Origin of the sequence: Dokdonia sp. (assembly GCF_039945015.1) — a bacterium.
Classification (GTDB): Bacteria; Bacteroidota; Bacteroidia; order Flavobacteriales; family Flavobacteriaceae; genus Dokdonia.
Genome location: NZ_JBDUXP010000030.1, coordinates 195,763 through 220,240 on the forward strand (window position 1 = coordinate 195,763; position 24,478 = coordinate 220,240).

Annotated in this window: 17 protein-coding genes; 7 read left to right on the plus strand and 10 right to left on the minus strand. The window is 34.9% G+C overall.

The window, feature by feature from the left end:
* The first annotated feature begins 226 nt into the window (after window positions 1-226).
* Window positions 227-1,597, plus strand: a complete 1,371-nt coding sequence (radA, locus tag ABJD27_RS20635; protein ID WP_348163937.1) for a DNA repair protein RadA — start codon at window positions 227-229, stop codon at window positions 1,595-1,597.
* Window positions 1,598-1,619: 22 nt separating this feature from the next.
* On the opposite strand, the gene ABJD27_RS20640 is transcribed toward radA, so the two are convergent.
* Window positions 1,620-3,077, minus strand: a complete 1,458-nt coding sequence (locus ABJD27_RS20640) for a hypothetical protein (protein WP_348163940.1) — start codon at window positions 3,075-3,077, stop codon at window positions 1,620-1,622.
* Between the two features lie 217 nt (window positions 3,078-3,294).
* Between ABJD27_RS20640 and ABJD27_RS20645 the strand changes: the two genes are divergently transcribed.
* Complete coding sequence (locus ABJD27_RS20645; RefSeq protein ID WP_348163943.1) at window positions 3,295-4,059, plus strand: T9SS type A sorting domain-containing protein; 765 nt, start codon at window positions 3,295-3,297, stop codon at window positions 4,057-4,059.
* 59 nt (window positions 4,060-4,118) lie between these two features.
* Here ABJD27_RS20645 and ABJD27_RS20650 read toward each other — a convergent pair whose 3' ends face one another.
* From ABJD27_RS20650 to ABJD27_RS20660, 3 genes are read right to left on the minus strand one after another with little or no spacing between them, the layout of a single operon-like run.
* A complete protein-coding gene (locus tag ABJD27_RS20650) occupies window positions 4,119-5,153 on the minus strand; it encodes an aldo/keto reductase (RefSeq protein WP_348163946.1) in 1,035 nt (344 codons plus the stop codon).
* Between the two features lie 47 nt (window positions 5,154-5,200).
* Window positions 5,201-6,184, minus strand: a complete 984-nt coding sequence (locus tag ABJD27_RS20655) for a flagellar motor protein MotB (protein ID WP_348163949.1) — start codon at window positions 6,182-6,184, stop codon at window positions 5,201-5,203.
* A gap of 56 nt (window positions 6,185-6,240) precedes the next feature.
* Window positions 6,241-7,005 (minus strand): exodeoxyribonuclease III, encoded by a 765-nt coding sequence (locus ABJD27_RS20660; RefSeq protein WP_348163952.1) that lies wholly within the window; start codon window positions 7,003-7,005, stop codon window positions 6,241-6,243.
* A 121-nt stretch (window positions 7,006-7,126) separates the two neighbouring features.
* Between ABJD27_RS20660 and ABJD27_RS20665 the strand changes: the two genes are divergently transcribed.
* Window positions 7,127-10,555 (plus strand): hypothetical protein, encoded by a 3,429-nt coding sequence (locus ABJD27_RS20665; protein ID WP_348163955.1) that lies wholly within the window; start codon window positions 7,127-7,129, stop codon window positions 10,553-10,555.
* Between the two features lie 40 nt (window positions 10,556-10,595).
* Complete coding sequence (locus ABJD27_RS20670; protein ID WP_348163958.1) at window positions 10,596-10,943, plus strand: hypothetical protein; 348 nt, start codon at window positions 10,596-10,598, stop codon at window positions 10,941-10,943.
* Between the two features lie 269 nt (window positions 10,944-11,212).
* On the opposite strand, the gene ABJD27_RS20675 is transcribed toward ABJD27_RS20670, so the two are convergent.
* From ABJD27_RS20675 to ABJD27_RS20690, 4 genes are all read right to left on the minus strand, one after another.
* Window positions 11,213-14,164, minus strand: coding sequence for a GEVED domain-containing protein (locus tag ABJD27_RS20675; protein WP_348163961.1), 2,952 nt, complete (start codon window positions 14,162-14,164; stop codon window positions 11,213-11,215).
* 203 nt (window positions 14,165-14,367) lie between these two features.
* Window positions 14,368-17,031, minus strand: coding sequence for a GEVED domain-containing protein (locus ABJD27_RS20680; protein ID WP_348163964.1), 2,664 nt, complete (start codon window positions 17,029-17,031; stop codon window positions 14,368-14,370).
* 133 nt (window positions 17,032-17,164) lie between these two features.
* Complete coding sequence (locus ABJD27_RS20685) at window positions 17,165-18,700, minus strand: glycine--tRNA ligase (RefSeq protein ID WP_348163967.1); 1,536 nt, start codon at window positions 18,698-18,700, stop codon at window positions 17,165-17,167.
* Between the two features lie 159 nt (window positions 18,701-18,859).
* A complete protein-coding gene (locus ABJD27_RS20690) occupies window positions 18,860-19,741 on the minus strand; it encodes a hypothetical protein (RefSeq protein ID WP_348163970.1) in 882 nt (293 codons plus the stop codon).
* A gap of 54 nt (window positions 19,742-19,795) precedes the next feature.
* Between ABJD27_RS20690 and ABJD27_RS20695 the strand changes: the two genes are divergently transcribed.
* Together ABJD27_RS20695 and ABJD27_RS20700 are read left to right on the plus strand one after the other, a co-directional pair.
* Window positions 19,796-20,476: a phosphoribosyltransferase family protein gene (locus ABJD27_RS20695; protein WP_348163973.1), complete on the plus strand. Its 681-nt coding sequence runs from the start codon at window positions 19,796-19,798 to the stop codon at window positions 20,474-20,476.
* A gap of 67 nt (window positions 20,477-20,543) precedes the next feature.
* On the plus strand, window positions 20,544-22,157 hold the full coding sequence (locus ABJD27_RS20700) for an Ig-like domain-containing protein (protein ID WP_348163976.1): 1,614 nt from the start codon (window positions 20,544-20,546) through the stop codon (window positions 22,155-22,157).
* On the opposite strand, the gene ABJD27_RS20705 is transcribed toward ABJD27_RS20700, so the two are convergent.
* A complete protein-coding gene (locus tag ABJD27_RS20705) occupies window positions 22,154-22,930 on the minus strand; it encodes an amidohydrolase (RefSeq protein ID WP_348163979.1) in 777 nt (258 codons plus the stop codon). The genes ABJD27_RS20700 and ABJD27_RS20705 overlap by 4 nt on opposite strands.
* A 281-nt stretch (window positions 22,931-23,211) precedes the next feature.
* Here ABJD27_RS20705 and ABJD27_RS20710 point away from each other — a divergent pair, with 281 nt between their 5' ends.
* On the plus strand, window positions 23,212-23,859 hold the full coding sequence (locus ABJD27_RS20710; RefSeq protein ID WP_348163982.1) for an HAD family hydrolase: 648 nt from the start codon (window positions 23,212-23,214) through the stop codon (window positions 23,857-23,859).
* A 41-nt stretch (window positions 23,860-23,900) separates the two neighbouring features.
* On the opposite strand, the gene ABJD27_RS20715 is transcribed toward ABJD27_RS20710, so the two are convergent.
* On the minus strand, window positions 23,901-24,365 hold the full coding sequence (locus ABJD27_RS20715; RefSeq protein WP_348163985.1) for an ankyrin repeat domain-containing protein: 465 nt from the start codon (window positions 24,363-24,365) through the stop codon (window positions 23,901-23,903).
* Window positions 24,366-24,478 lie beyond the last annotated feature (113 nt).

Here is a 24,478-nt window from a genome sequence, read left to right on the forward strand (position 1 = left end):
TTTTATTTATGCGACACCCCACTGTTACATACTTCATATTGGGTATTTCTCAAAAAAAAGAGTCATTGACATACAATGACTCTTTATATAATATTCAATCCCCCAATCAAATATTGATAAAATTTATTTTTGTTTTGATGTTACAAATATAGGATGTTCATATTCTTATAAAACACGTATTTCTACCTATTTTTATTAGTATTTTAGCTTAAAGCGAAAATCACCCATGGCCAAAACAAAAACCACCTTTTTCTGTCAAAATTGCGGCTCTCAACATGCCAAATGGCAAGGGCAATGTAATGCTTGTAAAGAATGGAATACGATCGTAGAAGAGATCATTCAAAAAGAGGATAAAAAAGATTGGAAGCAAGATACCGCTTTCGCGAAAGCGAATACACGCACATCAAAACCTCTTAAGATAAATGAGATTACAGCCTCTGCCGAAACAAGATTAGACACTAAGAATGGTGAACTTAATCGCGTACTAGGAGGTGGTCTTGTCCCAGGATCTTTAACCCTATTAGGTGGAGAGCCTGGTATTGGGAAAAGTACATTATGCCTCCAAATCTCACTAAATCTTCCATATAAAACATTGTATGTTTCTGGAGAAGAAAGCCAACAACAAATAAAAATGCGTGCAGAACGTATTCATCCAGATAGTGATCAATGCTATATTCTTGCCGAAACCAAAACACAACATATTTTTAGACATATCTCAGAGATACAACCAGATATCGTCATTATAGACTCTATCCAGACGCTCCACACCAATCATATAGAAAGTAGTCCAGGAAGTATCTCACAAATACGCGAGACAACCTCTGAGCTTATTAAATATGCCAAAGAAACTGCGACACCTGTTATTCTTATTGGTCATATTACTAAAGATGGAAATATTGCAGGCCCTAAAATTCTAGAACACATGGTTGATACCGTACTTCAATTTGAAGGAGATCGCAACCACGTCTATCGTATATTAAGAGCACATAAAAATCGTTTTGGAAGCACGAATGAATTAGGTATTTATGAAATGCAAGGAAGCGGTCTTAGAGAAGTATCTAATCCTAGCGAAATTTTAATTTCAAAAAATGACGAAGACCTTAGTGGTACAGCTATCGCTTCAACACTAGAAGGTCTACGACCACTTATGATTGAGATTCAAGCCCTTGTCAGTACGGCAGTATATGGTACACCTCAACGTAGTTCAACAGGATACAATGTAAAACGACTTAATATGCTACTTGCTGTTTTAGAAAAACGTGCTGGGTTTAAGTTAGGTGCAAAAGATGTTTTTCTTAATGTCACTGGAGGCATTTCGGTAGATGATCCTGCAATTGATCTTGCTGTTGTCGCTGCTGTATTATCTAGTAATGTAGATATTGCCATAGATAAATCTTTATGCTTTGCTGCCGAAATTGGCCTTGCTGGTGAAGTACGACCAGTTACTCGTGTAGAGCAACGCATTATCGAAGCAGAGAAATTAGGCTTTGGAAGTATTATTATTTCAAAATATTGCAAGATTCCAGATCATAATTACACCATCTCTATCATCAAAGTTGCCAAAGTTCATGATGTAGTAAGACACTTGTTTGGATAGCTTAATAAATTAAAAATAGTCGTTATAAACCTTCCTTAACTAAATACTCCGGAAGAAGTTTTGCCTTCTCATTAATTAATGTCCTATCAAAATCCAACTCTGCATTTTTATCTAAGTGATATCGTAAGTTTCCATATAAATAGAACATAAGTAATCTATTAAAATCATCAAGTTCTTGATCTTTTATAGCCTTTGTAATTATTGTTTCAAAAGTATCTAGATCTTTACTCTCTGCTATAGCTCTCCCCAATCTATTTATACTTCCATAATAATGATTTTTACTAGGATTACTCACTCTAAAACTCATTCCCAAAAGTAAATCTGGCACATTTATTTGAAGTACCTCTAGTTCTTTTATGTAGGTGTGACGTTGTTCCCAAGCATAGCTTCCATCAGAGGCTCTTTCAAAACGATCGTTCATAATGTTAAGATGTGCCCTTAGAAATACATCCCAATTATAACTCTCTGCAGATAGTTGAGAAATATTCATAGCATGAATTCTAGGACTAGTATCCATACTACAAGTTCCCATGACAACTCTACTTCTTTTTAACTCTAATGCTTTGGCTTTAGATAAATATTTGGCTACATACGTCTCTATTTCATTTGTTGAACTACCATTCTCCACAGACTCTTCATAGGTTTCATTTAACAACTTTAGAAACTGAGGTTCTTCATATAAATAGGATGTAATATGCGTTTCTTTTTTTTCTTCATATTTTACATATGCCTTACGATATTTCTTATAATTAATTTCTCCGTTTTTTAATTCATAGTCTTCAAAATCTGGTTCTTTCACACCTATTTGTTCTTCAATAAATTTGAAAAACTGCTTTTGCTTTTTTGCCTTAAGTGTATCATCTATACTATTTCTAAATCTATTTCTTGAAGCATTTTCTTTAAAAACAGTTGTCGTAGAATCTATTAAACATTCTGAATATTGCACCATTTTTTTATATGTATCTGGTAATTCTTGGGTTTCAAATTCATTAGTTACATATAAAACATCAATATCGCCCTGGTGAGAAAAGTTAACAATCCAAGAACCAAATCTTGAACTCTCCCATTCTTCTTCAGGAATTTGTAAAGAATTCTCATCTGGATACATATCAAATCGTATATATTTTTCCTCTTTATAGTTTGTGTACTTTGATTTTATAATTAAATAAAGAGAACCTTTATCTTCTTTATATTTTGACAAAAATGCATCTAAAGAAATATTACCTTCTACATCTTCTCTCAAAGTTTGCTTATAAGATTCATCAATCTCAAATACATACCCTTTTGTTTGTGGGGTAGATGCAAAACTCTTCGTCAAGTCACAGGTTCTAAACTCTTCATTCTTTTCACCGACAATTTCTGTGAGTTTAGAAATTGCATTTAAAGAATAAATGAGTCCATTTTCATATTCTTTAAATTCTGTTTGTCCATTTATTTGACTCAGTAAAAAGCAACAGAATAACACACATATATTTCTCATGATAGTTAGTTTTAAAGCAAATGTATTGTCTTGATTATCCATCACAAACAAGAATTGAGCCAACAACACATATCAATGAGTAAACCCAATCATGTAGTGAGTAAAAGAATATAATCCTCTTAACACAGAACGTTTTAAGTGTTTAAAATAGTATTATGTAAGTGATTACAGGTACTTGCGACTTATCTTAGAATAATCCTATCATAAAACTCGTCTTATGACAAAAAACTACACCTTACCTTATAGCCTTTTATTCCTAATTGCTTTTGCCTTTCTTCCCTTAAACAGTTATGCACAATGCACGTTTGGAAACGACGTAGGATCTTTTGACCCTCAAAACAACTTTGACTGGGCACAGTCTTTTACTGCTGAATGTGATGGATTCCTAGAATACGTCGAATTTATTACAGGAAGCGGAGGAACGCAACAAGCGCGAACTTTAGAAATTTTTGAAGGTGCTACTGTTTCTGGAGATCCTATATACACTCAAGCTTTTCCTGTGATGAATTTTGGAGCTGCAGGGGAAAGTTTACGCATTAATATAGCCGAAGAATTTCCTATTTCTAATGGTGATATTTTTACCTTTCAAATACCTGGAGTTACTGTAAATCTTCTAGTAGACACTAATAATCCATATCCAGGAGGCTTTGCTTTTGAGAATGGTGGAGAGTTTGGGCAAGTTGTAGATTTTGTTTTTAATGTAAGCATCTCAGATGAATTTCTTGCTACAGATGAATTTACTACGGCAAATATCTCTGTCTTTCCTAATCCTACAACAGATCGCCTTTCAATAGACTTAGGACAAAATTACCAAGAAGTGACTATGGCCACATATGATGTTTTAGGTGCTATTGTAAAAAGAACATCTGCACAAAACACATCTAATATAGAAGAAAATGTAAAAAACCTAAAAACAGGTGTTTATTTTTCTGTTATAAAGACAGAAGTTGGAGAGGTCACGGTAAAGTTTATTAAAAATTAATATCATATAAAAAAGGGGAAGCATAAAAATGCTCCCCCTTTTTTTCGAAATCTTTTTAATTAAGGAGCTGGATTAGGAATTGCTCCGTGCACTTCCTCTATAGCTTTTAAAACCTCTTCAGACAACTCAACATCTATACTGTCTATGTTTTCTGTAAGTTGCTCTATAGAAGTAGCTCCTATAATATTTGCTGTCACAAATGGTCTCGTATTTACAAAAGCAAGTGCCATCTGTGTAAGACTTAATCCGTGAGCGTCTGCAATTTCTTTATAACGTCTCGTCGCTGCAAATCCATTTTCCTTATGATATCTATCATAATTAGGAAATAAGGTAACTCTCGCATTAGGAGGGTAACCATCTAGATATTTTCCTGTTAATTGTCCAAAACCTAATGGAGAATACGGTAAATGCCCTACTCCTTCTCTATGCATAATTTCTATAAGACCAACTTCATCTTTTCTATTTAGTAAACTATATGGATTTTGCACTGTAATCATCTTAGGAGCTCCTTTACGAGCTTCTTCAATATATCTTGATAATCCATAAGGGGTTTCATTAGAAAGTCCGATCTGTCTAATTTTTCCTGCTTTGACAAAGCCATTCAAATCTTCTAGAATTTGTGCAAAGTTGTCTTTCCACTGTTCATCAGAATCATGTGTGTACCCGAGTTGACCAAAAAAATTAGTCGCTCGCTCTGGCCAATGCAATTGATATAAATCTATATAATCAGTCCCTAAACGCTCAAGGCTTTTATGAATTGCATCTTCTAGTTCATGTTTCGCAAATCCTCCTGTACGGATATGTTTTGTAAACTCAGCAGGTCCTGCAATTTTAGACGCGATGACAACATCATTACGCTTTCCTGTTTTCTTTAACCAACTTCCTATAATACGTTCGGTACTTCCATACGTCTCTGCTCTTGCATTAGGTACGCTGTATAGCTCTGCGGTATCAATAAAATTGACCCCCTGTTCTATAGCATAATCAAGTTGTGCATGACCTTCTGCTTCAGTATTTTGCTCTCCCCAAGTCATAGAACCTAGGCATATCTTTGAGACTTTAATATCTGTATTGGGTAATGTTGTGTATTTCATAGCTGTTACTCGTACACACGAGTGGTTTTTCTTTTTCTTTTTCTTTTTTAATCTATGTCCTTTAAAAGTGCTGTTACCTCATCTAGCTTTGGGGTAAGGATTACTTCTATACGTCTATTTTTAGCTTTATTTTCTGCAGTATCATTAGGCGCAACAGGGGCATATTCTCCTCTACCAGCTGCTGTAAGATTCTTAGGATCTATGTTTTTATTTTCTCTTAAAATGTTTACAATAGCTGTTGCTCTTTTGGCAGAAAGATCCCAGTTCCCTTTTAAATTTCCAGATCCTCCATAAGGCACATTATCGGTATGTCCTTCAATAAGCACAGCAATATCTGGATTATCACCTAAAACACTCCCTAATTGCTTTACAGCTGTTCTTCCATTTGCCCCTACAGTCCAACTACCACTATCAAATAATAACTTATTCTCTAGAGATACATATACTTTACCATCACGTTGTTCTACTGTAAGTCCTTTCCCTTCAAAATCTGTAAGTGCTTTTGATATTGCTTCTTTTAAATTACGCAGATTTGCATCTTTTGCTGCTATCAAAGCTTCTAACTCATCTATACGACTAGAACGATCTGCAAGATCTCTTTCTAATTGCTCTAATCGTTTGCGCTCAGCCTCTAGTGCCGCTTTGTTTTCTGTAAGTGCTGCTTGCTTTGCTTCTAGTTCTGCAAGTAACTCTCTATTCTTTTTTGAATTTTCAGCAATGCTAGCACTGCTATTTGCTTCTAGCGCATCATAAGACGCCTGTAAACTTTCTAAACTTGCTTGTGCGCTTTCATATTTACTTTTAAAATTAGCAAGCGAAGATTTTGCTGCTTGCAATTCTTCATATGCAATCTCATAATCACTGGTCATTTTACCTAGATCCTTTTTCGCGGAAGCGAGATCACTAGAAAGGTTTCTATTTTCCTTTCTAAGTTTTGCATACTTTGATTCTAGATCTTCAAATACTTTTTTTGATACGCAGGAGGTTAACAAAGTTCCTGCAAGGCATAGTAATAAGGCTTTTTTAATCATGGTACTAGTAGGTGATTGAGGTTTATTCTTTTATATATTTTAGGTGTTTTGAAAATTTACGGAAGAGCAAGCTCTACCATATGCGGACAGTGATCACTATGCATCGCATCTTTTAATATCACAGCTCGTGCTATTTTATCTTTTAGTGGAGCACTTACCATATTGTAATCGATACGCCATCCTTTATTATTCGCTCTTGAGTTTGCACGATAGCTCCACCAAGTATAATTATCTGGCTCTTTATTAAGATGCCTGAAAGAATCTATAAAACCGCTTTCCATAAAATTGCTTATCCAAGTTCTTTCTACAGGGAGAAAACCACTAGTGTTTTTATTACGTATTGGGTCGTGTATATCGATCGCTTCATGACAAATATTATAATCTCCTCCTATGACAAGATTAGGATACTCCTTCGTTAGATCATTAATATAGGATTGAAATAAATCCATATATTCTAGTTTGTGATCCAATCTTGCGCTATTTGTTCCTGAAGGCAAATACAGACTCATAACCGAAACATCATCAAAATCTACTCGGATATTACGTCCTTCAAAATCCATAGATTCTATACCTGTACCGTACTCGACATGATTGGGTTTTTCTTTGGTCAAAACGGCTACCCCGCTATATCCTTTTTTCTGAGCACTAAACCAATAATGGTGATATCCTAAGTTTTCAAAAACAGAGACATCTACTTGATCTGAGGTTGCTTTTGTTTCTTGAAGTAATACGACATCTGGATCTGTGGCTTGTAACCAAGAATCAAATCCTTTTCTGAGCGCTGCTCGGATGCCATTTACGTTATATGAAATGATTTTCATGAGCTATAAAGACTGTTAAAATGCTAATTTATAAAAGTAGTTCTCATAACAAGTTAAAAAGGCTATAAAGTTTACCTTTGATTCATTAAAATATTTTTAAGTCAAGCGAGTTCTAGTTATAATGCGCATCCTTTACATTCTCTTATTCTTTTTCTGTTCGGCTATCATAGTAGCCCAAGAAGTGCGTACAAAAAGAATTGCTATCCGAGATACGATACAGTTAGATTCTGTCAGTATAAATCCATCTGTTTTTAAAATTACCACACGAGAAGGCGTTGTACTAGATAGCAGCCGTTATACAATAGATTATGCACGTAGTTTGCTTTCGCTTAAAGCGAAAGAAGATATCCCTACAGACACGATTATTGTGACGTATCGTGTATATCCTGAGTTTCTTACACGCAAATATTTTCAGTTTGACCCAAAGCGTATTGTGACTAGTTCGGGAAATTTAGATCGCGTTATTCGTTTACGAGGCGATAAGAAACCTCGTGCCTTTACTCCTTTTAATGGTTTGAATACTAGCGGAAGCATTGTGCGAGGCGTCACGGTAGGAAGTAATCAAAATAGTACCGTAAATTCCGAATTAGATTTACAATTAAGCGGAAAGTTAAGTGATAAAGTAACGCTTCGAGCTTCTATTCAAGATGCAAATATCCCTAGTCAAGAAGGTGGGTTTTCTCAAAATCTAGATGAGTTTGATCAAATCTTTATAGAACTCTTTAGTGATAATTGGAATATTCGCGCAGGAGATATTAATCTTCAAGATACAGAATCCTACTATGGACAGTTTACAAAAAAGATTCAAGGATTGTCTTTACGCGCAGACATTAATCACTCAGAAGATAGTAAGACAAGTCTATTTGCCACAGGTGCACTTGTACGAGGAATTTTTAACACCAGTATGTTTACCGGGCAAGAAGGGAATCAAGGTCCTTATAAGCTTACAGGTCCCAATGGTGAACTTTTTGTTTTAGTTGTTTCTGGAAGTGAGGCTGTATATGCAAATGGAATTCTATTAGAACGTGGCGAGACAAAAGATTATGTGATAGATTACAATGCAGGAGAAATTCGTTTTAATGCTACCTTTCCTATTACGAGTGAAATGCGTATTGTAGTTGACTATCAATTTAGTGAGCGTAATTTTACACGTTTTGTAGCTTATGGCGGAGGTCGCTTTCGCGAAAGCAATACTTTAAAAATAGCCGCACATGTGTATTCTGAATCTGATGCAAAAAACCAGCCTTTACAGCAAACTCTTAGTGAAGATCAGGTTGCTGTTCTTGCAAATGCAGGAGATGACCCTAACCAAATGGTCGCCCAAAGTGCCATACCTGACACTTTTAGTGACAACAAAGTATTATATCGTCAAATTACCGTTGGTGGGGTTGAGGTATTTGAATTTAGTATAGATCCAGATGAAACCTTGTTTAACGTGCGATTTAGTAATGTAGGGATAAATCAAGGAGATTATATCCTAAGTACTACAAATACATTACGACGTACATTTGAATATGTTGCCCCTATTAATGGAGTAAAACAAGGTTCTTTCGAGCCTCAAATACGCCTTTTTGCACCAACGCTACTTCAACTTGCCATTGTTAATGGGAGTTATACTCCTTCAGAAAAAACGGCTATTGATTTTGAAGTTGCAGGAAGTAAAAATGATTTAAATCTTTTCTCAAATATAGATGATGAAAACAACGATGCATTTGCAACACATCTAAAAGGGAAGCAACAACTATTTAAAAAAGACAGTACGGCAACACTGGAAGCTTTTGGGAATTGGGATTATGTGCAAGAAGATTTTGTCAATGTAGAAGGTTTATATAATCCGGAATTTAATCGAGATTGGAATCTTGATCCAAATCTTCAAAATACAAATGGACTTCTTGTAGGTGATCAAAGCTTTTTAACTACAGGAATACGCTATCAAAATAGAAATCTAGGATCTATTTTATACAGTTTTGAAAATTTAGATTTCAATACTTTTTATTCTGGAACAAGGCATTCTATTATTAGTGCTATCAATTCTAAAAAAATTAAAGGAAACATAAATGCTAGTATCCTTAGTACAAACGATGTTAATGTCACCTCGGATTTCAGCAAATTATATAGCAGTGCAGTATACGATCTTAAAAAAGCTTGGGTTGGAGGTAAGTTTTACACAGAGGATAATATACGACGTGCCAAAGTAAATGACTCACTGACTCCAGACAGTCAGCGATTCCAACTATACGAAGGGTTTGTAGGTGTTGGAGATAGCACTAGTGTATATGTAGAAGCTGGTTATCGCTATCGAGTAAATGATAGTGTTAGGAATAACAGCATCAATCGTGTAAATACATCTAATACTTATTTTTTAAAATCACAATTACTTAAAAACAAGAAAACAAACCTCTCTCTTTTTATAAATTATAGATCTCTGTCTTTTGAAGATACTTCTATAGAAACACAAAATTCTTTAAATTCTCGATTGTTATACGATCAGCGTTTTGCAAAAGACATCGTTAGACTTAATACTGTTTTTGAGACTAATAGCGGAACACAACCGCAGCAAGAGTTTACATTTGTCGCTGTAGATGAAGGCCAAGGAACACATACTTGGAATGATTATAATAATGATGGCATACAACAGCTAGAAGAATTTGAGATTTCTCAATTCCAAGATGAAGCAGATTTTATACGGGTTTTACTTCCTAATCAGATATTTCTTCAAACTCATCAAAATAAATTGAGTAGTCAACTTACTTTAAACCCTCAGCAATGGAACAACTCAAAAGGCCTCAGGAAGCTTTTGTCGCACTTTTATAATCAAACTAGCTATAGCATAGACAGAAGAGCTCTACGGCAAGGACAAGACTTTACAATCAATCCTTTTAAAGAAGATGAAAATGAAATAGGGCTTGGTTTAAATCTTCGTAACTCACTCACATTTAATAGGGGAAAACAAAAATACACAACGACTTATAGTTACCTCTCTAATAAATCAACAAACTTATTATCTACAGGTCTTCAAGATAATGAGTTAGAAAGTCATCAATTTAACTTTTTACATAAGATAAAAGAAAGCTGGCTTTTCAACTTTAAAGGAGATGTAGGAACCACTATAAGTATTGCAGAAAATTTTCCTTCTCGTAATTTTAATATTAACAACTCAAGTATAAATCCAAAAGTTTCTTACCTCATAAGTAAGACTTCTAGAGTATCTTTTTTCTATACATTTCAAGATAAACAGAATACCGTTGGAGGACAAGAGGCATTACAACAAAATAACTTTGGCACTTCTTTTGCGATAGCAGATGGAGAGAAGCTATCTTTAATGGGAGAATTCAATTATATAGATAATCAATTTGATGGCAGTACATTTAGTCCTGTCTCATATCAAATATTAGAAGGGTTACAACCTGGAACCAATTTTACTTGGAATCTAATCGCCCAAAAAAGATTGACTAAATTTTTGGATCTAAATGTATCTTATTTTGGAAGAAAAAGTGAAAGTTCAAGGACAATACATACAGGGAGTATCCAATTAAAAGCTTTATTCTAAAAATTTTACGACCTTTAATTTCTAAAATCAAACCATTATTATGAAAACTACATTAATACTATTAGGAGCAGCAGCGTTATTATGCTTTGCTTCTTGCAAAAACACAAAAGAAGTGGCAAAAGACAACATAGACGAAAAAGTAGCCGAAGAAAAATTTGATCCTACTGGATACACAGCAGGAATCATTGTATATTCTAAAGATAAAGATGACTGTGAATATACTATCAAGTTAAAGGATGGATTATATTATGACCCGATTAACTTAGAAGATAGTTACAAAAAAGAAGGGATGGCTGTTTATTTTAAATTTAGAGGGTTGCGTATGATGAATCGTTGCAATAAAGCAAATCCTATATCGATAGAAGAAATACGTCTAGCTAAAGAATAACAATACCATATTCTCTTAAAAGAATCTAGTAAATATATTATATAAAAGGTTTAGTCTAATTTTTGGATTAAACCTTTTTTATATGATACCCTTTTATAAATGATTAAAACGAAATAGTGTTTTATTCTTTTTAGTATGCTTTCGCGAAAGCGTATAGAAAATGCTACGATCTATATTCTCAGATATCATTTAGTTAAAAATGATGTATAAAAAAAAAGGGTGAAAGTATATACTTTCACCCTTTTATAAAATGTAATGTAGAAACTAGATTAGTTACCTCCTACAATAATCCTTTGTACTTTATTGATATCATTATTCCCAACTTTTACAAAATATACTCCATCAGATACATAAGACATATCTATTGTTTTTGTATACCCAGCACCATTAGCCTCTACAGTGTAGTATGCTAATGTTTGCCCTAATGTATTATATACAGTAACAGGAAGCTTATCCGTAAAGCTAGTTGCATCGTTAAATACTACTTGAAATTGATCATTTCCTAAAGAATGAACTTGTAAGTCTGTCCCTGCAAATAACTCATCAGTAGTTCCTAATGTACCACTAATATTAGCCGTATAATCATTTGTTCTACCAAAAGCTAAATCATCACAAGGATCTAATAAATCTCCTGCTTGATCATCATCTTCTCCTCTAAGTCTCATTCTATGCATTCCAGGAGTTACAGTTGCTGTAACTGTTGTAAAGTCTACAGTAAATGCAAAATCAGCATTTGCTGCTGCAACAAAATCGGTTACAACTAATTCATCTGCTTCAAAAGAGTTGTTATCATTAAAGTCAATCCAGATTGCAAACGTAGAAGCCGCAAATCCAACTTGTAATACACCATCAAAAGCATTATCATTTAACACAAAGTTAAATACGATATCTGTATCATCACTATATCCTGCTGGAGATGTTCCACAGTTTGTAGTAAGATCTTGATCTGCTAGTTGAAATTGTGTAACTCCATCATCAAACCCACCACAATTAGAAGTAGGCTCACAAACAGCATTTGTTACTGTTGCTGTAGTGTCATCGTTTGTATCATCAGAATCTCCTGCAAGTTCTGTTCCAGCTACAAATACGTAATCTCCTAATGCAGAAAGATCTTCAGTAGCTGTAAATGTATAGGTGTCTGTTGCTCCAAAAGCAATAGATCCTGTATATGTTTCTTGTACCGCTGGATCTCCATTTAATGAATAGAATACAGGAATAGATGTTTGTGTTGCTGTACCAAAGTTTTCAATTTCAATAGTAACTTGTGATGCATCAGAAATAGGTGCCGTAACACTTATTGCTCCTACATCATCAGGATTAAGGTGTGTTACATTTCTTGTTGTAGCGTCATTATCTGCAAATTCATCTGCACCAAAAACGGTAGCTGCTGTAATTTCGTACGTTTGACCTACTGTAGAAAAATCTCCTTGGGTAGCAAATGTAAATTGCTCACTAGTTGCACTCGCTATTGTTCCTGGGAATGCTTCTGTAGCTATTGTTGTACCATCTATAGAATATGTTACATCAAATCCAGTTATATCGTTAAGACCAAAATTAAATATAGTTACAGTCACATCCTGAGGAGCAGATAAATCTCCATTTACTGGAGCATCAATACTTACAACCCCTATATCATTATCAAAGTCTGATTGTATTTGAAATTTTGCTACGTGGTTCGTATTTTGGTATTCTGTAATGAACCAAAATTCCTTATCGTTATTCGGATCAACATCTAACTTGGCATAATCTCCAAATCTAAGTCCTGCAATGTTTCCTGCTCTCCCAATAAATTCTTCTGCCACACTCATTGTTCCTGGAGCATCACTAGAAAAACGTCCTGTATAGAAAGCTCCTACTCTATTTTCTAGAGGGTTTGGTGTTGTAGGTCCAGCCATAGAAGTATATCCCATACCTATATTACCTTGGTTATCCATAGCCATACTACCCATCCAAGCATGTCTTCCATCTGGTGCATTATATGTACCTTCTTGAAAAAGTGACCAAGGCATTCCATCTCCAGACTGACGCATTTCAACCCAACGAATACCTGCAAGCTCTCCTGCTCCAGCATCTGTATCTACTACAAAATTAAATATCATAGAATTATGTCCAGCAAATTTTCTGAATTGCATTTGGTTCATAATTGTAGATTGAAGTGCATCGATAGCTACTCCTCCACCTGGTTGTGTTAGATTACTAAAACCTCCACCATCAAAAACATTAATAAATGGTTCTGCTGGAAATTCTTCTGGTGCAGATACTGCTGAATTTGCAGGTGTTGTAAAATCAACATCAATAGTCCACACCCAGTACTCATCTTCAGTCACTCCTTGAAAACCATCATCTCTCATATATACAAGAGGTGCTCCACCAGTAGTAGGTAGGTTATCATCTGTAATATTTGCTACTTGAGAACTTGTAAAACCTCCTCCTGGAGAAGAAATTCCATTCACAACAAAACCTTGAATACTTGCAGCTGGATCAGCAGCTAGCACTGCATCTCTATCTATAGCCCAAACATCATTTGGACCATTATCTGTAATATAATATCCATCGCGCCATACTGATAATTTGTTATAATCAGAAACTTGTGGGAATGAATATAACGTCCAGTTTGCCGTTGTTGGATCTGGACCATCTGAAACAGCTAGTTCCATACCTGCTCCTACAAATAAATACGTAAGTATCCATCTGTCTGCAGCATTATCATAAGAAGCAGTTAAATCACAACATCCACCAGCTGTAAATATGTTATTTACATTTAAAGGACCTGTAAGATCATTTCCATCTTTATCATAAATAATATACCCTGTATTATATACAATAACTACATGGTTAGGTCCTACAGCTAGTGCAGGATCTGATGGAGAACCAACATTATTGTTTACTACAAAGTCTAATTCTAAAGATCTGTTTAAGTCGATTGCCTTATCTAATCTCCCTGGATTAGCTGCAAGTCGGTCATTTTCAGTTTGAGGATCTTTTCCTGGCACTACGTTAGCTTTTACTCCTCTAACATATCTCCCATCTTGAGGTTCTTGACCGTTCCAATCTGGAGCACGTTCTAATTGTCCTGCCCTAGAGGCCATTGAAGGGACTACACGCATAGATGCCGCTTGTCCGACATAGTTTAAGCTACCACCTTGGGTATCTTGTTGAGCTGTTGCCTGAAAGCCAAAGGCTAGTAGGGCAATAGCTGCCAATTTTAATTTTTTAATCATGTTATATAGTTTTAATAGGATTTATAAAAGATAAAATTACCGAAAAAAAGTCGTATTCCTTCACAAAAAAGAAAATTATGTTAGAGAATCGTTAAATTTTTGAAAAAATATCTGTAATACATTGAATTAATCTAAAACTGATTAAATAAAAAAGGCCCCATCTATCAATATAGATGAGGCCTTAAAATATTTTAAATGAAGTCTTACTTTACAATAATCTTCTTAGATAATGTTTTACCATTATTAATACCGCTAAATTGAACGATATAAACTCCTTTTGCTGCAAAAGACATATCTAAGTCATAGTTAAAACTATCACCTTCTTTAGAAAGGTTATTATAAGTAACCGTCTGTCCTAATATGTTAAATACACTAATTGCAGTTTTTCCATCAAAATCAGTTCTTAAGCTGATTTCAAATTGTTGGTTATCAACAGTAGAAATTTGAAAATCTGAACCTTCAAATGCTTCTTCCCCTACACTTAATTCAGGATCAAAGAATGCTGTATAATCATTTGTTCTACCAAAAGCTAAATCTCCACAAGGATCTAATACATCTCCTGCAGTACTTTCATCTTCTCCACGTACACGCATTCTATGCTCTCCTAATAAATCATTTTGATCTAAAGCAGATGTGTCAAGCGTAAATGCAAAATCTGAATCAGCTGCAGCTACTTGCTCAGATGCAACAAGCTCACTTGCTTCAAAAGTACCACTATCATCTACATCAATCCAAATTGCAAAAATAGAATCTGCAAACCCCATTTGTAATACTCCATCAAAACTAGTAAAGTCTGGATCAAAAGTAAATATAGTATCTGTATCATCTGAGTACCCAGCTGGATCACCACCACAATTTACTGCGATATCTTGATCTGCTAGTTGTAACATTGTTACACCATCGTTAAATCCTGCACAGTTTGAAGTAGGTGTACATACCTCAACAGCATTTGTTACCATTACTGTACTAGAATCATTACCTGTATTAGAATCTCCAGCAAGTAATGTTGTTGCTACAATTGTATATGTTTGACCATCTGTTCCTAAATCTGCTTGAGTGGCAAATGTATGAGACACTGTTGTTCCAGCTGCTATAGTTCCAGAAAACATCTCTGCAGGTGCATCTACTCCATCAAGAGAGTACTGAACCATCGGGTCAGTAATATCATTATTACCAAAGTTTCTTATGGTTACTATAATATCTTCAGCATTTGTAAGAACACCATTTGATGGACTGTCAATACTTACAACACCAATATCATCTGGCATTGGCTCTAATAATTCAAAGTTTGCAACTACATCACGACGACTAGGCTCAAAATATTCTGCAATATGCCAGAAAGAATCATCTACTGGATCTATTGTAAGTTGTACATAATCTGCAAATCTATTTGAAGGGTTTGCTGCAGTACTCTGTGCGATAAGCTCTTCTACAGATGTCATTACATTAAGTGGATCATCACTCTGACGACCTGTATAACGTATAGAAATCATATCTGTAGCAGATGAAGAAGAATATGCCATAGCGATATCTCCTTCAGAGTTCATTACCATACTCGCTGAGTATGCATCTCTTCCATCAGGAGCTACATATGTTCCTTCTTGGTATATTTCCCAATCCTCATTATCATCTCCAGTTGGTTGTCTTAATTCATACCAACGTACAGCTGCTAATTCTGGTGGACCCGCATCTACAACAAAGTTAAGTACAACAGAGTTATGAGTTCCGAATCTTCTATACTGTACTTGATTCATTACAGTCGCTTGTAATACATCAAGATCTGGTCCTCCTGGTTGTGGTCTGTTTGAGAAACTTCCTCCATCAAACACACTAGTAAATGGTGTTAAACCTTCAGCAGTTCCTATTTCTTGTGCAGAAACAATAGAGTGATTTGCTGGGTTTGCCCAATCTACAGTCATTTCCCAAATTTGTAAGTGATCATCTCCTGCGGCAACTCCTGCCCATGCATCATCTTGCATATAGATAATTGGTGCTGGAGTACCTGCTGGTGCGTGTTGGTTATCAGTAACGTGAAATCCTTGTGGACTATAAAAACCATTTGTAGCGATTCCAGGTAATGGGAAAGATGCAAATTGTGCAGCGTTACCTAATATCATTTCGTTACGCTCTACAGCAAAAACTCTATCAGTAGCTCCAATATTTGCAGTTACTACATACGCATCACCCCATACAGAGAATTTTGTATAATCAGGAAAAGCTCCTGTTCCAAAACCTGTAGTGTATACATTCCAAGCTGCTGTCATCGCATCTGGACCTGTAGATACTGCTACATTAAATCCATTAGGATTACTATCAAACTCTGTAATTACAAAACGTCCTTGAGGATTTCCAGCTCCATTATCTGCCTCAGCATCAAAAAAGATAATTGGATCTCCAATATTATTTCCTGGGAAGATAGTTCCTAAAGCAAGCTCTGCCGACTCTGGGTTACCATTCTTATCAAAAATTCTAAATGCACTATTCCAAGCTGCCATATATTGGTTTACCCCAGCCGCTCCAGTTGGATCAGAAGGTGTTGCTTGTGAAATATCTGCAGTAAATATAAGATTAGGCGCTCTCATTTGAGTTTGCACAGCATTACGTTGTTGCTCTACTAAAGCATCTTGTCCCTTTGGAAATCCTTTTCCAGGAACAACAGTACTACTCATCTTACTCTTGGCATGTCCTAATTGTGGTGTATTATCCGCATACTTTACAGTACCATTTTTAATCTGGTCTGCAATACTAGGAACATGTATTGGCGCTGCCATTGTTCCCTGTCTTGAAGCAGGATGTTTTTCTTGAGCGGTAACATTAAAGCTAAAAGCTAATAACGCTACTACCACTAATTTCATGAATTTACTCATCGTGTAGTTTTTTTGTATAATTAGTATATTTATTTGTTAAAAAGTTGCTAAATTTACTAAAAATCTTTCTAAATTAACAGAAAACAACACGGAAATAAGGCTTTTAACTATGTGTGCATAGTATTTTACGCCTTTATGAGATCCAATTCTTAAAGCTTACCTGTGCATCTATAATTTCTTTTACATCTTTTATTGCCACTCTTTCTTGCTTCATAGAGTCACGATGGCGTATGGTTACAGATTGATCATTAATAGTATCATGATCCACAGTAATACAAAACGGTGTTCCAGCTGCATCCTGACGACGATAGCGACGTCCTATGGCGTCCTTCTCATCATAAATCACATTAAAATCAAATTTTAAATCGTCTACTATTTGTTGTGCTATTTCTGGTAGTCCATCTTTTTTAACCAATGGTAAAATGGCTGCTTTTACTGGAGCCAGTATGGAAGGTAATTTAAGCACTACTCTAGAAGTCCCATCTTCTAATACCTCATCTTCTAATGATGTAGACAGCACAGCCAAGAACATACGATCAAGACCTATAGAGGTTTCTACTACATAAGGCACATAGCTTTCATTAAGCTCTGGATCAAAAAATTGTAATTTCTTTCCTGAGTGTTTTTCATGAGCACTTAAATCATGATTAGTTCTTGAATGTATTCCTTCTAATTCTTTAAACCCAAACGGAAAGTTAAACTCTATATCTGTTGCCGCATTAGCATAAAAAGCCAATTTCTCATGATCATGAAAGCGATAATTTTCTTCGCCAAGTCCTAATGATTTATGCCATTCTAGACGTGTTTCTTTCCAATACTCATACCACTTCATTTCTTCCCCTGGACGCACAAAAAATTGCATTTCCATTTGTTCAAATTCTCTCATACGGAAAATAAACTGACGCGCAACAATTTCATTCCTAAACGCTTTTCCAGTTTGAGCAATACCAAAAGGAATTTTCATCCTTCCTGATTTTTGCACATTTAAGAAGTTTACAAAAATACCTTGTGCTGTTTCTGGACGTAAGAACAAATCGGTAGCTGTCTCTGCAGAGGCGCCTAGTTTTGTTCCAAACATCAAATTAAACTGTCGTACATCTGTCCAATTTTTTGAACCAGACTCTGGACATCCAATTTCCAATTCTTCGATAAGAGATTTTACACCTGCTAGATCTTCTGCTTCTAGCAATCTCGCAAGTCTTGCTGTTGCATCTTTCTGTTTCTGGCGATATCCCATCACACGAGGGTTAGTCGCCTCATATTGATCTCTATCAAAACTATCTCCAAAACGCTTTGCTGCTTTTGTGATTTCTTTTTCTGCTTTGATATGTAGTTTTTCTGCATAATCTTCTACAAGAACATCTGCTCTATATCTCTTTTTTGAATCTTTATTATCTATAAGAGGATCACTAAAAGCATCTACGTGTCCAGAAGCTTTCCAGGTCTTAGGGTGCATCAGTATAGCGGCATCTAATCCTACAATGTTTTGATGCATTTGTACCATGCTCTTCCACCAGTATTCCCGTATGTTTTTTTTAAGCTCGACTCCATTTTGACCATAATCATATACCGCACTTAATCCATCGTAAATCTCGCTACTCCCAAAAATATATCCATACTCCTTTGCATGTGAGATTACTTTTTTGAATTGATCTTCTTGCTTAGCCATATCCTGTTATTTCGTTTTTTATATTCTTATCTATTATATTGCTTTTATACGCTTTCGCGAAAGCGTACCATACAAACATCTATAATTAATACTACAAGTTGTTAATTATAAGATCGCAAAAATAGGAATACCGCTTAATTTGAAGAAATTGCAGAAGTGTTATTTTAATTGAAGTATCGATGTGAGTAAAAGCGCATCATCATGAAAGACATTAACCGTGTAATCCCCTTTTTCAAATTCTTGCACTGGCAAGACTAATTCACACACGTTAAAAACCTTGTTAGTATAGGGTATTGTTGTACGAGAATTGAACCGAATACTCTTCCCATTAGAAAGTTTTTCTTCTCTTGGAATACCTATCATATTTCCTTTACTATTTAATACCTGTACAAAAAAGTGCAGATCTTCTGCCTTTGCTAATTTGTTTTCATTTATCGTATAACAAACACGAATCATCTTTGCTCTTCCTGCTCTAGTCGTATTTATAAATTTACCACTGTTGCGCTGTATCACTCCACGAGTTAATAAATTACTTGCTGTAATTTGAGCGCCTAAGTTTAGCCTTTGAGCCAGTGCTTGATTATCATCTTCGAGTATAGCTCGTGCTTTTGTTTCTTTATCTAATGCGTCTTGTGTCTCTGCCTGAAGTTGCGCAAGTCGTTCTGTTTCTTTTTGTAAACTATCATTTTGTTTAAACAGCTGTTCTCTTTCTTTACGAACTCTATTGAGCTCTATTCTATATCTCTGAACGACATTGCGTGATATTGCATTGCTATCTAAGCTTTTTTGTAGACTCTCTATACGTGTTTTTGCTTGAGATAGCTCGCTTGTAAGAACACTTTCTTCTGCAAGAATATCATTATACCTCTTAATTTCATCTTCCAATTCTCCAGAAATAAGTGCCTTCTCTTCTTTGAGCTGAATCTCATTTTCCTGAGCTTTATTATAAAACTTTAGAGTATATGCACCTAATCCTATAACAACTATGCAGAGTAGTATAGTAAGGAAGAGAAGTGTGTTTTTAGTACTTTTAGTACCCATGGACGTTATCTATTCTTAGAAAAGTGGTTAAATTAGAAAAAAAATAACACATGCATGTTGCAATCACTACGCTATTTTTTATTCCCAAAAACTTGTAAAGCCTGTTCTGAGGATTTACAAGCTTCAGAACATATGATTTGTACACGTTGTAGGCATCATCTACCACTTACTCAGTTTCACGTATATAACGACAGTGCTATTCAAAAAGTATTTTACGGCCGTATTATGTTAGAACAAGCGACAGCCTTGCTTTATTTTGAAAAAAAAGGACCTGTACAACAGCTTTTACATAATTTAAAATATCGAGGCGAAGAGGATATAAGTGCTTTTCTAGGAGATTGGTTAGGCTATGAACTATCAAAAATCTCTTCATATCTAGATATAGAAGTTGTTATTCCTGTTCCTATTCATCCTAAAAAAAGAAAAAAACGAGGATATAATCAAGTGAGTGGATTTGCACAATCTCTATCAAAACATTTACACGCGACTCACGTAGACACCGTATTATTAAAATCTAAGAACACAAAAACTCAAGTTTTTAAAGGTCGTTTTTCTCGTAGTGATGAAGTATTAGGTGCATTTTCTATAACAGAAACCAACAGTTTACAAGGCAAACATATTTTACTGGTAGACGATATTCTTACTACAGGGGCAACACTAGAAGCGTGTGCACTACAATTACTTAAAATTCCTAAAATAAAGTTAAGTATCGCAACTATGGCAATAGCGCAATAAGTATTTCGTTTGGCTAAAAATTAGTTGTTTCTTTGTCTTGTCAATGAATACTACATTATTATATATTTTGAAAGCAAAAAAGTGTCTGTATTATATAGGTGTGATGGCATGTATGTCCCTCACTTTGGTTAATTGTGCAAAAAGAGGATCTCCCACAGGAGGACCTGAAGATAGTATCCCACCTGTTTTTATAAAATCAGAGCCTCCCAATTTTAATACAAATTTTGAAGGAGACGAGATACGTATTTATTTTGATGAGTACATAAAACTCAAAGATTATCAAAAACAATTAATTATATCTCCTCCTCTTAAGAATGCTATTGTTTCCCCTCAAGGATCTGCTTCTAAGTATGTCAATATAGATATAAGAGATACCTTAGACCCTAACACGACATATGTATTTAACTTTGGACAAAGTATTGTAGACAATAATGAGAGCAATCCTTTTTCTTATTTTAAATACGTGTTTTCTACTGGAGATTACATAGATAGTCTTACCTTAAAAGGAGAAATCATAGATGAAATAAAAAGTACTCCTGACAATTTTGTGTCTGTTATGTTATATGCAGTAGATAGTACATTTACGGATTCTATCATTTATAATGAACGCCCTAGATATGTTACAAATACATTGGATAGCCTTACTTCATTTGAAATAGGAAATCTAAAAGAAGGTACTTATATGCTTATTGCGATGAAAGATGAAGATGCCAACTTTACCTTCCAACCTAACAAAGACAAAGTCGCTTTCTTAAAGGAGCTTATCACCATTCCTACGGATAGTAGTTATACGCTTAAACTTTTTCAAGAGACACCAGCTACAAAATCATCACGTCCTAGACATGCGGGATCAAATAGAATTACGTTTGGTGTATCTGGTCCTGTAGATAGCCTTACAATAAAATTACTCACAGAAGATATCTCTCAAGATTTTACCTCTAGGATTACAAAAAAAGGAAATGCAGACACTTTATACTATTGGTTTAAGCCAAAGCCTGACTTAGATTCCTTACTATTTGAGGTAAGTGGCCCAAATTATAGAGATACCCTAATTACAAAATTACGATCACCTCAAGTAGATTCTTTAAGAATTACTTCAAAAACAGGACGCACGATGACCATAGGTCGTCCTTATGATATCATAAGTAATATTCCCATAGAAAGCATTCAAGATAGTCTTATTCGTGTTGTTCAAGACTCTATCCCCATAGATTTTAAAGCGACGCTTTCAGAAAGAAATACAAAATTGACATTAGATTTTGAAACAAAAGAAAAAAAGAAATATGCAATTCAGGCATTGCCAGGGGCCGTCACCGATTTTTTTGGAAATGTAAATGATACCATTACGTATATTACGAGCACTAAAGAGCTTTCTGACTATGGTAACATTAAATTTACTATAACAAACGCAAAAAACTTCCCATATATCATACAACTCACCAATCAAAGTGGGGAAGTTGTACAAGAAAGATACACTACAGAAGAAACCATTTTTGACTTTACAACACTACCTCCTGCTACCTATCTTATCCGATTAATAGAAGATGCCAATGGGAATAAAATATATGACACAGGAAACTATCTTGAAAAGAGACAACCAGAAAAGGTCATTAATTATGGAGTCCCTATAGAAGTAGGAGCTAGTTGGTTTAAACAAGAAACATTTACATTAAAAAATTAAATGATCTTAAACTCATCCTTATCTTCAAGGAAAGGAAGACGTTGACGCGTTTCTTTAATATGATTTTTTGATAATGTTGCAGTGATGATTTTTTCTTCCGCTTTCGCGAAAGCGATCTCATCACCAAGAACATTGTATACCGCCGAGTGACCTACATATTCTAATCCATTGCCATCTAAACCTATACGATTTACCCCTATGCAATAACTCATATTTTCTATGGCTCTCGCTTTAAGAAGTGCATCCCAAGCACCTACGCGAGGTTTTGGCCAATTTGCAACATATATTAACACATCATACTCTACCGTATTACGTGCAAATACCGGAAATCGTAAATCGTAACATATTTGCGGAAAAATTTTCCACCCTTTGTATTCTATAAGCATCGTTTCTTGTCCTGCTGTATATAACCCTCCTTCTCCAGCCATCATAAATCGATGACGTTTATCATAGCTCTGTATCTTACCCTCCGGAGTGGCAAATAAAAATCGATTATAATATTTGTTATCATCAGTGATAATGATACTTCCACAAACAGCAGCATTCTTTTTCTGTGACCATTTTTTAAGCCATTGTACCGTTTTACCATCCATAGATTCTGCATGAGTTACAGGATCCATACTAAACCCAGTTGTAAACATTTCTGGAAGAATAATAAGTTGAGTACTATCTGACACATCTTCTAGTAAAGCGTCAAAATTTACTAGATTTGCCGTCGGATTCTCCCATAAAAGATGGCTTTGAATTAATGCTACTTGTAATGTCTCTTCCATCTATTTTAAAGGTTTTATTTTGTATAAAATGAATCATCGTAAGTTACGAAGCAAAAGTAAATTTTACTTCCGTCTAGTGTATACAATCAAAGATACAGCATGTTTTAAATTATTAATAACATATGTATTATATATGTAATATTGCAATATATCATTTTATGTTAAAATAAGGATCAAATTCTCATACATTCCTGGGAATTTTCTATGTAACTTTGGAAAGGACTCTTATGCAATTAAGCGAGGTTTCTAATTCTTAGAAGGTTCAAAAAAATATGTACACAATGACTTCAAAAAACCTCTACATTTTTGACATCGACGGAACACTTACTGATAGTGTCCCTACTTATTTAAAAGTAATCACTAAAGTCCTTGTAGATATTGGTTTAAAAAATATTGATACCGATTATGACAAGTATCTACATCATACAGACCGATACGCTTTAGAATATAATTATGAACGTAATTTTGGAAAGAAATCACCTGATAATTTGAAATATGAATTGGACGATCTCCTAGCAAAAGAGCTTGGCAAGCACACTCCTGTAATTGAAATTCCTGGCGCTAGGGCATCACTTTTGCATCTTCAAGAACAAGGAATTCCTTTTGCATATGGCACAGGTGCTTTCCCTAAAGCAACAGTTATTAAAATGACAGATGCAAACATTCCTTTTATTCCAGAAGTCCTAGCGACTTCTATCACTAGTGTCTCTAGAGCAGGTTTTGTAAAAGAGGCTATTGAGAAATCAAAAGCATATTATAATACAACCTCTTTTGAAAAAATCATTGCTGTAGGTGATGGATTATGGGATCTTAAAGCAGCTCAAGAATTAGATATTGATTTTCTTGGTGTAGGCATTAAAAACAAAGATGTCTTATTTGCAAATGGTTGTACAGATTGGATTGAAGACTTTACAGAATTCGACATTTAGCAACTATTAATATAATCTGATTATTCCTAGCCTTGGGTATGTTATGAAAGTATTTCCATAAGCTTTTTTACACCTTGCATTTTTGCATGATCATATGCAGTATTTCCTCTATCATCTTTATAACTAGTATCTGCTCCATGATCCATAAGAAGCTTTGCTATTTCGGCTTGTGCAAATGTTGCTGCATAAATGAGAGCTGTAGCATTATTAAAATTTACAGCATTTACATCTGCTCCAGCATGTATAAGAAGTTTTGCGATCTCTGGATATCCCTTAAAACAAACTCCCATCAAAGGTGTATTCCCAGATCCATCTTTTGCATTTACATCAGGCTTATATTCTAGAATAACCTCAGAAACTTCTTTATGTCCATAATATGTAGCAAGTAATAAAGGTGTAGAACCACGAGGATCTTTTATATCTACCAATTCTGGATGTGCCTTTAAAATCTTTGAGACGGTATCTAAATCGGCTGAGCGTATAGCATCAAATAGTGAATTATTCATGGTATTAAGATATAAAAAAAGGAGGAAATTACCGCTTCTTTTTTGTTTAACAAAAACTGTTTTCTTACTATGACAAACTACAAAACCTTCAACATATGACATAACATAAGATT